Source organism: Delftia sp. ZNC0008 (assembly GCF_000799035.1).
In the GTDB taxonomy this organism is placed as follows: Bacteria; Pseudomonadota; Gammaproteobacteria; order Burkholderiales; family Burkholderiaceae_C; genus Comamonas; species Comamonas tsuruhatensis.
Genome location: NZ_JTKZ01000337.1, coordinates 1 through 9,287, shown reverse-complemented (window position 1 = coordinate 9,287; position 9,287 = coordinate 1). Strand labels below are relative to the sequence as shown.

The following is a 9,287-nucleotide window of genomic DNA, read 5'->3' as shown; positions in this document are numbered from 1 at the left end:
CCCAGCAGCGGCAGGGCCACCATGTCGTGGTCAACGGCTGCGCCGCCGTCGCGGCCCGGCATGGCGTCGGGGGCGCCCTGCACGGTCAGTGACGCATCGAGTGCGTACATATCCTGGGAGACGGTGTCTCCGAGCATGCTGTTGTCCGCACCGGAGCCGGCGTCGGCCGGCTTGCGTTGGAAGCGATTTGCAAGACGTTGCAAGAATGACATGGGACGACCTTCAGAAACTCAGGCGCGAATGCTCAGAAACTCGGAGGTTTGGGACAGGCGCTGCAGTTGCAGCTCCTGCCAGCGGTGGCCCGCTTCATCGATATGCACGGGGCCGAAAAAGGCGGGAGAGTGCTCGGGCGCAGGCTCGGTGCGCACGAATGCGTCGGCGCTGCGCAGGCCCTGCAGGCGGTCCACGAGCAGGGCCGCATTCACTTCCAGCGCGGCATTGAACGCCAGCAGGCTGGACTCGGCCAGCGCCGGTTCGCTGCGTGTCACGCCGTGGCCCAGCAGGCTGGCCAGGTCGATCACGCCGGCCAGGGTGCCGCGCAGGTTGGCAATGCCCAGGAACCAGGGCTTTGTATAGGGCACAGGCTGCACGCCGGCCCAGGGAAAGATCTCGCCGGACTGGCCCAGCGGCATCAGGTAGTTGCGCCCGCCGGCCTGGACGGCCAGCCAGGCCGCCACCTTGACGCCTTCGCTGCGTGCGGCCTGAAGGCGGCCAGCCAGACGGGACTGCAGATCGCGCAGTGCTTCACGGTTCGCCATGGGCAGCGCACCAGATCAGTTCAGCGCCGCGATCTTGGCCTGCAGCTCGTCTGCATCCACAGGCTTGGTGATGTAGTCCCGCGCACCCTGGCGCATGCCCCAGACCCGGTCGGTCTCCTGGTTCTTGCTGGTGCACATGATGATGGGCAGGTCGGCGTACAGCGGGTCGCGCGTGATGGCACGCGTCAGTTGAAAGCCGTTCTGGCCGGGCATGACCACGTCCATCAGGATCAGGTCGGGACGGTCTTCGGCCAGGCTGCGCATGGCCTCTTCGCCATTCTCGGCCGTGCGTACCTGCAGGCCCTGCTTTTGCAGCATGTCGGACAGAAACATCAGTTCGGTCTTGGAGTCGTCCACGACCAGGACTTTGCGGATGGGCATCAAAGTGCTCCTATGGTTTGCTTGCCGAACTGCTCCACGGCCTGCAGCAGCTGGTCTTTGGTGAAGGGTTTCGTGAGGTAGTCCTGGCAGCCCACCATGCGCCCGCGCGCCTTGTCGAATACGCCGTCCTTGGACGAGAGCATGACCACAGGCGTGTCAGCAAAGCGCGCGTTGCGCTTGATGATGGCGCAGGTCTGGTAGCCGTCCAGCTTGGGCATGAGGATGTCGCAGAAGATCAGCTGGGGCTGGTAGTCGTTGACCTTGGACAGTGCGTCGAAGCCGTCGTCGGCCAGGAGCACTTCGTGCCCGCCCTGCTTGAGGAAGATTTCTGCGCTGCGGCGGATGGTATTGCTGTCATCCACCACGAGTACGCGCAAGGGTGCGCCCGATGTCGTCACTGAGAAACCTCCCGGAAATGTATGAGTCGGCGCGGGTGGTCCCGCGCTCAGATTTCGACCATCTCAAAGTCTTCTTTACGTGCTCCGCACTCGGGACAGGTCCAGTTCATGGGCACGTCTTCCCAACGCGTCTGGGGTGCGATGCCATGCTCGGGGCAGCCTTGCGCCTCGTCATAGATCCACCCGCAGATCAAGCACATCCAAGTTTTGGGGTCGGTCACAGCTTAAAGGGCCTTCACATAGAATGCAACGATTGTATCTAGTCACAACCACCCGCCACGGCCTTCGCTGGCGGGGCGCACACTGGGCTGAGCCATGGCATTGAACCCCTCCAACTCCCCCAGTCCCGACACCGAGCCGATGGACGAAACCGCGCCCGTCTGCGTGCTGGTCTTCAACGCCAGCGACCCCAGCGGGGCGGGCGGCCTGTCGGCCGATATCGCCACCATCGCCTCGGTCGGCGGCCATCCGCTGCCCGTGGTCACGGGTGCCTACGCACGCGATTCGGCCAAGATCTTCGAGCATTTTCCCTTTGACGACGAGGCCGTGGCCGAGCAGGCGCGCGCCGTGCTGGAGGACATTCCCGTGTCCGCCATCAAGGTCGGTTTCGTGGGCAGCCCGGGCAACCTGGCAGCGATTGCCGAGATCGCCTCCGACTACCCCGACATCCCCATCGTCTGTTACATGCCCGACCTGTCGTGGTGGGAGGAAGACCCGCTCGACCAGTACATGGACGCCCTCAAGGAACTTGTTCTTCCGCAAACGTCTGTGTTGGTTGGAAGCCACAGTACGCTGTCGCGCTGGCTGCTGCCCGACTGGACCAACAGCCGCAGCCCCACGGCGCGCGACATCGCCATGGCGGCCGAGGCCCTGGAAGTGCCCTACGTGCTGGTCACCGGCATTCCCCTGCCCGACCAGTTCGTGGACAACGTGCTGGCCACGGCGCAGTCGGTGCTGGGCAACAGCAAGTACGAGATGTTCGACGCCACCTTCACCGGCTCGGGCGACACCCTGTCGGCCGCGCTGACGGCCCTGGTGGCCAGCGGCAACGACCTGGGGCTGGCCACGCAGGAGGCGCTGGAGTACCTGGACCGCAGCCTGGACAGCGGCTTTCGCCCCGGCATGGGCCACTACATCCCGGACCGCATGTTCTGGGCCCAGCCCGAGCCCGAGGATGAAGATGCCGAGGCCGCCGCCGAGCCCCTCGCCGAACTGGACCCCGACACCCAGGCCATCGAAGGCTTCGTGATGCCCCCTCATGACACCAAGCATTGAGGCAGGCCACCGCCTGAGCGGCTGCGCGGCCGGCACAGGCCCTTGGCTTGGCACCTCTGGCTTGTACCCCGCACATGGCAGACTCCTGCACTATGACCACTGACCTGAATATTCCCCTGTTCGAACGCGCCAAGGCCGTGATCCCCGGCGGCGTGAATTCGCCCGTGCGCGCCTTCAACGCCGTGGGCGGCACGCCGCGCTTCGTGCGCCGTGCGCAGGGCGCGCATTTCTGGGACGAGAACGCCCAGCAGTTCACCGACTACATCGGCTCCTGGGGTCCGATGATCCTGGGCCACGGCCACCCCGAGGTGATGGCCGCCGTGCAGGCCGCCGCGCTGGAAGGCTTCTCCTTCGGCGCCCCCACGGAGCGCGAGGTCGTGCTGGCCGAGAAGATCCTCTCGCTCATGCCCTCCATGGACATGGTGCGCATGGTCAGCTCGGGCACCGAGGCCGGCATGAGCGCGCTGCGCCTGGCGCGCGGCTTCACGGGCCGCAACAAGATCATCAAGTTCAACGGCTGCTACCACGGCCATGCCGACGCCCTGCTGGTCAAGGCCGGCTCGGGCCTGGCGACCTTTGGCGCCTCCTCCTCGGCCGGCGTGCCGCAGGACGTGGTCAAGGACACCGTGGTGCTGGAATACAACGACGTGGGCCAGCTCGAGGAGGCCTTCGCCCAGTTCGGCGACCAGATCGCCTGCGTGATCATGGAGCCCATTGCAGGCAACATGAACTTCGTGCGCGCCAGCGTGCCCTTCACGCGCCGCATCCGCGAACTCACGCGCGAGCATGGCGCGCTGATGGTCTACGACGAGGTGATGACCGGATTTCGCGTGGCCCTGGGCAGCGCCCAGAGCCTGTACGCCCAGCAGATCGAAGGCTTTGCGCCCGACATCACCGTGCTGGGCAAGGTCATCGGCGGCGGCATGCCCATGGCGGCCTTCGGCGCGCGCCGCGAGATCATGGAAAAGCTCTCGCCCCTGGGCCCGGTCTACCAGGCAGGCACCCTGTCGGGCAACCCCATTGCCACGGCCTGCGGCCTCAAGACGCTGGAGCTGATCAGCGAGCCGGGCTTCCACGACGCCCTGCACGCGAAGACCGGCCGCCTGATGGCCGGCTTCAAGGCCGAGGCCGACGCCGCCGGCGTGCCCTTCAGCGTGGACCACCAGGGCGGCCTGTTCGGCTTCTACCTGCTGCCCGAGCTGCCCAGCACCTGGACCGAGGTCATGAAGACCGATGGCGCACGCTTCAACCGCTTCTTCCACGGCATGCTGGAGCGCGGCCACTACTTCGCACCCGCCCTGTACGAGGCCGGCTTCGTGAGCGCCGCGCACACGGACGAGGACATCGACAAGACCATCGAAGCCGCACGCGAAGTGTTCAAGACGCTCTGACGCTGGCCCGTACCTGCCGATCGAGCCCGCCCTTGCGGGCTCTTTTCACGTCAGGGCCGAAGAAAAGCCTGGCGCGCCTGTTCGACCTCATCGCGCACGGCACAGCCCTGCGCATGGTCGTTGACCAGGCCCATGGCCTGCATGAACGAGTAAACGGTCGTAGGCCCCACGAACTTCCACCCGAGCTTCTTCAGCTCCTTGGACAGCGCCCGGGACTCGGCCGTCTCGGACACGGGCCCGCCACCGGTCACGGGCTCCGGCGCATGGCGCCAGAAGAAGGCCGACAGCGAGCCTTGCGCCTCCACCATCTCCAGCGCCCGCTGCGCGTTGTTGATCACGGCCTCGATCTTGCCGCGATGCCGCACGATGCCCGCATCGCCCAGCAGCCGCAGCACGTCGTCCTCGGTGAAGCGCGCGACCTGGTGGAAGTCGAAGCCCGCAAAGGCCGCGCGGAAGTTCTCGCGCTTGTTGAGGATGGTCAGCCAGCTCAGGCCGGACTGGAAGCCTTCGAGGCTGAGCTTCTCGAACAGGCGCCGGTCGTCGGTGACGGGAAAGCCCCATTCACGGTCGTGGTAGGCCAGGTAGCTGTCCGTGGCCGCGCACCAGTGGCAGCGCGGCCGGCCGTCGGGGGCGGTGAACAGGCGGGACATGGTCAGGATTCCCCGGGTTCGGGAGAAGGGAGGGACAGCAGCCAGGCCGCCATCTGCAGGGATTGCGCCGTATCGATGTGCGGGTGGCGCGGCATGATGGCGCGGCCCCATTCGCCGGCCCCGCCCTCGCGGATCTTGCGCGCCAGGTAGTCGGCGGCATCTTCGCGGCCACGGTAGCGGCCGGCGATCTGCTGGAAGGACGGGCCCACGTAGTGGCGCACCAGGCCGTGGCAGCGCAGGCAGTCATTGCCTTCCACCAGGGCCTTGCCGGCGGCCAGCTGCGCGTCGGCTGTCACGGCAGCTGCGGCCGCCGCCGTGGTGGCCCCGACAGCCGGCCCGCGCATGATGCGCCAGCCGATGTTGAAGACACCCAGCGCCACCAGCAGCATGAAGACCACGAGCGCCCAGCCCAGCCAGCGGGGCCGCTGGGGGGCGTCGTCGCCCTCGTCGTCTGCGCCAGGAGGCAGTTGGCCGGCCATCAGTGGCGGAAGTGGCGCACGCCGGTGAAGACCATGGCCACGCCGCGCTCGTTGGCGGCGTCAATGACTTCCTGGTCGCGCATGGAGCCGCCGGGCTGGGCCACGCAGGTGGCGCCTGCGTCAACGACCACGTCCAGGCCGTCGCGGAAGGGGAAGAAGGCATCGCTGGCCACGACCGTGCCCTGCAGGCTCAGCTTGGCGGCCTCGGCCTTGATGGAGGCGATGCGCGCCGAGTCCAGGCGGCTCATCTGGCCTGCGCCCACGCCCATGGTCATGCCGTTCTTGCAGAACACGATGGCATTGCTCTTGACGTACTTGGCGACCTTCCAGGCGAACAGCAGGTCCTGCAGTTCTTCGGGCGTAGGCTGCTTGACGGTGACGACCTTGAGGTCGGCCAGGGCCAGCTCATGGTTGTCGGCGGTCTGCAGCAGCAGGCCCGAGCCGACGCGCTTGGCGTCCACGGCGTTGCGGCCCTGGTCCCAGGCGCGCTCGCCGCCGGCCGGCAGGGCGATCTTCATGAGGCGCACATTGACCTTGGGCTTGAAGATTTCCAGCGCCTCGGCCGTGAAGTCGGGGGCCATCAGCACCTCGACGAATTGCTTGACCACGGCCTCGGCCGCCGCCTTGTCCACCGTGCGGTTGAAGGCGATGATGCCGCCGAAGGCGCTGGTGGGGTCGGTCTGGAAGGCCTTGGCATAGGCTTCGTGCGCGTCCTTGCCCACGGCCACGCCGCAGGGGTTGGCGTGCTTGACGATCACGCAGGCAGGCTGCTCGAAGCTCTTGACGCATTCCCAGGCGGCGTCGGCGTCGGCGATGTTGTTGTACGACAGCTCCTTGCCCTGCAGCTGCTCGCCCGTGACCAGGGAGCCGGGGGCCGGATACAGGTCGCGGTACAGGGCGGCCTGCTGGTGGCTGTTTTCGCCGTAGCGCAGGTCCTGCACCTTGGTGAAGTGGCCGTTGCTCTGGCCGGGGAAGGCGCTGCGCTCTGGCACGTAGGCTTCGGAGAGCTTGTCGTCCTCGAACTTCACGCTGGACAGGTAGTCGCTGATGGCGCCGTCGTATTGGGCAATGCGGTTGAAGGCGGCCACGGACAGCGCAAAGCGCAGCTTGTCGGACAGCTTTCCGTTGGCCTTGAGTTCGGCCAGCACGGCCTCGTACTGGCCGGCATCGGTGATCACGCCCACGTCGGCCCAGTTCTTGGCGGCAGAGCGCACCATGGCCGGGCCGCCGATGTCGATGTTCTCGATGGCATCGGCCAGCGTGCAGCCGGCCTTGGCCACGGTGGCCTCGAAGGGGTAGAGGTTCACCACCAGCAGGTCGATGGTGTCGATGCCGTGCTCCTTGAGGGCCGCCATGTGGGCGGGCAGCTCGCGGCGCGCCAGCAGGCCGCCGTGGACCTTGGGGTGCAGGGTCTTGACGCGGCCGTCCAGCATCTCGGGGAACTGGGTGACTTCGGCGACCTCGGTCACGGGCAGGCCGGCCTCGGCCAGCAGCTTGGCGGTGCCGCCGGTGGACAGCAGCTTGATGCCCAGGGCGTGCAGGCCTTGGGCGAATTCGACAATACCGGTCTTGTCAGAGACGGAGAGCAGGGCGTTCATGGGCGTCGGTGCAGGGAGTTTGAAAAAAGGGGAATTCGTGCCGCTCAGAGCATGTCGTGCTCAAGCAGCTTCTTGCGCAGCGTGTTGCGGTTCAGGCCCAGCCAGTCGGCGGCGCGGGACTGGTTGTTGTCGGCCTGGCTCATCACCACTTCCAGCAGCGGCTTTTCGACCAGGTGGATCAGCATGTCGTACATGCCATTGGGCTTTTCGCCGTCGAGATCGCGGAAGTACCCCTCCAGGCTTTCACGCACGCATTGTTCGATGTTCTGGTTGCTCATACTGTCATTCCTGCGGGCTCTGCGAATTCGGCGCTTGTGGCGCCGGCATCGATGGCGGCTGGTATCCGGTCCATCTGCGCGCCCAGGGCGTCCAGATAGTCGGCCACGGCCTGCCATTGCACCGCGCAGTCCTCGATGGTGTTGATGTGTTGTCTGAATGCCTCGCCGCCCGGCAGGCTGCGCAGGTACCAGGCGATGTGCTTGCGCGCACTGCGCACGCCGGTGCCTTCGCCGTACAGGCTGTAGTGGTCCTGCAGATGCTCCAGCAGCAGCCGGCGCAGCTCAGCCACCAGGGGCGGGGCCATGTGCTCGCCCGTGGCCAGGAAGTGCGCGATCTCGCGGAAGATCCATGGCCGGCCCTGGGCGGCGCGGCCGATCATCACGGCATCGGCGCCCGTGTAGGCGAGCACGTCGCGTGCCTTCTCGGGGCCGGTGATGTCGCCATTGGCCACCACGGGCACGCGCACCGCCGCCTTGACGGCAGCGATGGTGTCGTACTCGGCAAAGCCCTTGTAACCCTGCTCGCGCGTGCGGCCGTGCACGGTGAGCATCTGTATGCCCACCTCCTCGAAGCGGCGGGCCAGCACCACGGCGTTCCTGTGCGCGTCGCACCAGCCGGTGCGCATCTTCAGCGTGACGGGCACGCCGTGCGGGGCGCAGGCCTCTACCACAGCCTGGGCAATCTCCACGGCCAGGGCCTCGTTCTGCATCAGGGCCGAGCCGGCCCATTTGTTGCAGACCTTCTTGGCCGGGCAGCCCATGTTGATGTCGATGATCTGGGCGCCACGGTCCAGGTTGTAGCGCGCGGCCTCGGCCATCATCTCGGCGTCCGTGCCCGCGATCTGCACCGCGATGGGCCCGGGCTCGCCTTCATGGTTGGCGCGGCGCGAGGTCTTGAGGCTGTTCCACAGGTCCTTGCGCGAAGTCACCATCTCGCTGACCGCATAGCCCGCGCCCAGGGCCTTGCACAGCTGGCGGAACGGCCGATCCGTCACCCCCGCCATGGGGGCGACGAACAGGCGGTTGGCCAGGGCATGGGGGCCTATGGACAGGGGAAGGGAGGACATCGGGAAAGCCGGAGAAAACGCGCGCGCCGATCACAAAACGGGCGGCAACAAAGGACCAAGATTGTACCTGCCCAAATTTTCAGCAGGGCTAAAACCGGGCCGTCAAGGCGGCCAAGCGGCGAAAACAAGACAGCGCAGCGGTTTCATGGTGTGGGAACGAAGGTGCGCACCTGGCCCGGAACGGCCTGCAGCCCGTAGGCACCGAGCCGGCCCTGCCACCAGCGGCGGTTGAATTGCACGTCAGGAGAGACCTGGTCGTCGGGCATGGGGCGCAGGCCGACCTTCTGCAGCCCGGCTTTCTGCTGCCCAGCCTCAAGCCCCAGGTCCAGCGCCTCGCCGTCGGCCAGCGGGCCGCGCACCACGGCCATGGCCTTGCGCCCGTCGGTCACCCAGGCGTCCAGCACCAGGGCCGGGCGGGGCTCGGGACCGGCCAGGCTCACGCAGCCTTGCAGACGCGGCTCCAGGCCCAGAGGCTCCAGCTCGCGCTGCAGCTGCTCCAGCCTGTCGGCCACGGCCGGGTCCGGCAGGGTGCAGCCCTTGGCCTGCAGCGCCTTGCCCCAGGCCGAGGTCGGTGCGGCCTCCTGGGTCGGCGGCGCCTGGGCAGCGGCCTGTGCCACCACGGTGGTGTCCTTGCCCGGCGATGGCTGCAACGCGGCGCAGCCGGCCAGGCCGGCTGCTGCCATTCCCAATGCCGCCCATCCCGCCCATCCTGCAATCCGCCCTGTCTGCATGACGCCCCCTGTTCTTTGTGGTTCCGGACCAGGCCCCACGATAGCTTCAGGCCGACAAGGCGTCAGCCAGCGCAGACCTACACTTGGCAGCACCTATGGAAGTCTGGATGCATCAATTGCTGGGCTGGCTGGCGCTGCCGCAGTTCGGCCTCAGCACCGTGTTCATCGTGGCCCTGATCTCGGCCACGCTGCTGCCGCTGGGCTCGGAGCCTGCGGTGGTCGGCCTGCTCCAGCTCAATCCCGATCTGTTCTGGCAGACGGTTTTCGTGGCCACGACGCGG

Annotated in this window: 12 protein-coding genes and 1 pseudogene; 3 read left to right on the top strand and 10 right to left on the bottom strand. The window is 67.1% G+C overall.

Annotation, left to right across the window (positions count from 1 at the left end):
- Window positions 1–230 precede the first annotated feature (230 nt).
- Genes L995_RS11265 through L995_RS31995 form a run of 4 tightly spaced genes read right to left on the bottom strand, consistent with a single transcriptional unit; the run spans window position 231 to window position 1,737 of the window.
- On the bottom strand, window positions 231–758 hold the full coding sequence (locus tag L995_RS11265; RefSeq protein ID WP_016447935.1) for a chemotaxis protein CheW: 528 nt from the start codon (window positions 756–758) through the stop codon (window positions 231–233).
- Window positions 759–773: 15 nt separating this feature from the next.
- Window positions 774–1,139 (bottom strand): response regulator, encoded by a 366-nt coding sequence (locus tag L995_RS11260; RefSeq protein ID WP_016447936.1) that lies wholly within the window; start codon window positions 1,137–1,139, stop codon window positions 774–776.
- Complete coding sequence (locus L995_RS11255) at window positions 1,139–1,537, bottom strand: response regulator (protein ID WP_016447937.1); 399 nt, start codon at window positions 1,535–1,537, stop codon at window positions 1,139–1,141. Before L995_RS11255 ends, L995_RS11260 begins: the two co-directional genes overlap by 1 nt.
- A 47-nt stretch (window positions 1,538–1,584) precedes the next feature.
- On the bottom strand, window positions 1,585–1,737 hold the full coding sequence (locus L995_RS31995) for a rubredoxin (protein ID WP_017406135.1): 153 nt from the start codon (window positions 1,735–1,737) through the stop codon (window positions 1,585–1,587).
- 115 nt (window positions 1,738–1,852) lie between these two features.
- Between L995_RS31995 and thiD the strand changes: the two genes are divergently transcribed.
- Window positions 1,853–2,812 (top strand): bifunctional hydroxymethylpyrimidine kinase/phosphomethylpyrimidine kinase, encoded by a 960-nt coding sequence (gene thiD / locus L995_RS11250; protein ID WP_016453190.1) that lies wholly within the window; start codon window positions 1,853–1,855, stop codon window positions 2,810–2,812.
- Between the two features lie 74 nt (window positions 2,813–2,886).
- Complete coding sequence (hemL, locus tag L995_RS11245) at window positions 2,887–4,203, top strand: glutamate-1-semialdehyde 2,1-aminomutase (protein ID WP_370690594.1); 1,317 nt, start codon at window positions 2,887–2,889, stop codon at window positions 4,201–4,203.
- 50 nt (window positions 4,204–4,253) lie between these two features.
- Here hemL and L995_RS11240 read toward each other — a convergent pair whose 3' ends face one another.
- From L995_RS11240 to L995_RS11215, 6 genes are all read right to left on the bottom strand, one after another.
- Window positions 4,254–4,853: a DNA-3-methyladenine glycosylase I gene (locus tag L995_RS11240; protein ID WP_016447940.1), complete on the bottom strand. Its 600-nt coding sequence runs from the start codon at window positions 4,851–4,853 to the stop codon at window positions 4,254–4,256.
- Between the two features lie 2 nt (window positions 4,854–4,855).
- A complete protein-coding gene (locus L995_RS11235; protein WP_047471706.1) occupies window positions 4,856–5,332 on the bottom strand; it encodes a c-type cytochrome in 477 nt (158 codons plus the stop codon).
- Window positions 5,332–6,930 (bottom strand): bifunctional phosphoribosylaminoimidazolecarboxamide formyltransferase/IMP cyclohydrolase, encoded by a 1,599-nt coding sequence (gene purH / locus L995_RS11230; RefSeq protein WP_016447942.1) that lies wholly within the window; start codon window positions 6,928–6,930, stop codon window positions 5,332–5,334. The genes L995_RS11235 and purH overlap by 1 nt, the downstream gene beginning before the upstream one ends.
- A 44-nt stretch (window positions 6,931–6,974) precedes the next feature.
- Window positions 6,975–7,208: a Fis family transcriptional regulator gene (locus L995_RS11225; RefSeq protein WP_016447943.1), complete on the bottom strand. Its 234-nt coding sequence runs from the start codon at window positions 7,206–7,208 to the stop codon at window positions 6,975–6,977.
- Window positions 7,205–8,275: a tRNA dihydrouridine synthase DusB gene (gene dusB, locus L995_RS11220; protein ID WP_017406139.1), complete on the bottom strand. Its 1,071-nt coding sequence runs from the start codon at window positions 8,273–8,275 to the stop codon at window positions 7,205–7,207. The genes L995_RS11225 and dusB overlap by 4 nt, the downstream gene beginning before the upstream one ends.
- Window positions 8,276–8,418: 143 nt before the next feature.
- Entirely contained in the window at window positions 8,419–9,006 is a 588-nt protein-coding gene (locus L995_RS11215; RefSeq protein ID WP_016453185.1) for a hypothetical protein, read from the bottom strand.
- A 107-nt stretch (window positions 9,007–9,113) separates the two neighbouring features.
- Here L995_RS11215 and L995_RS32985 point away from each other — a divergent pair.
- A pseudogene (locus tag L995_RS32985) lies at window positions 9,114–9,287 on the top strand (DedA family protein); the annotation flags it as partial.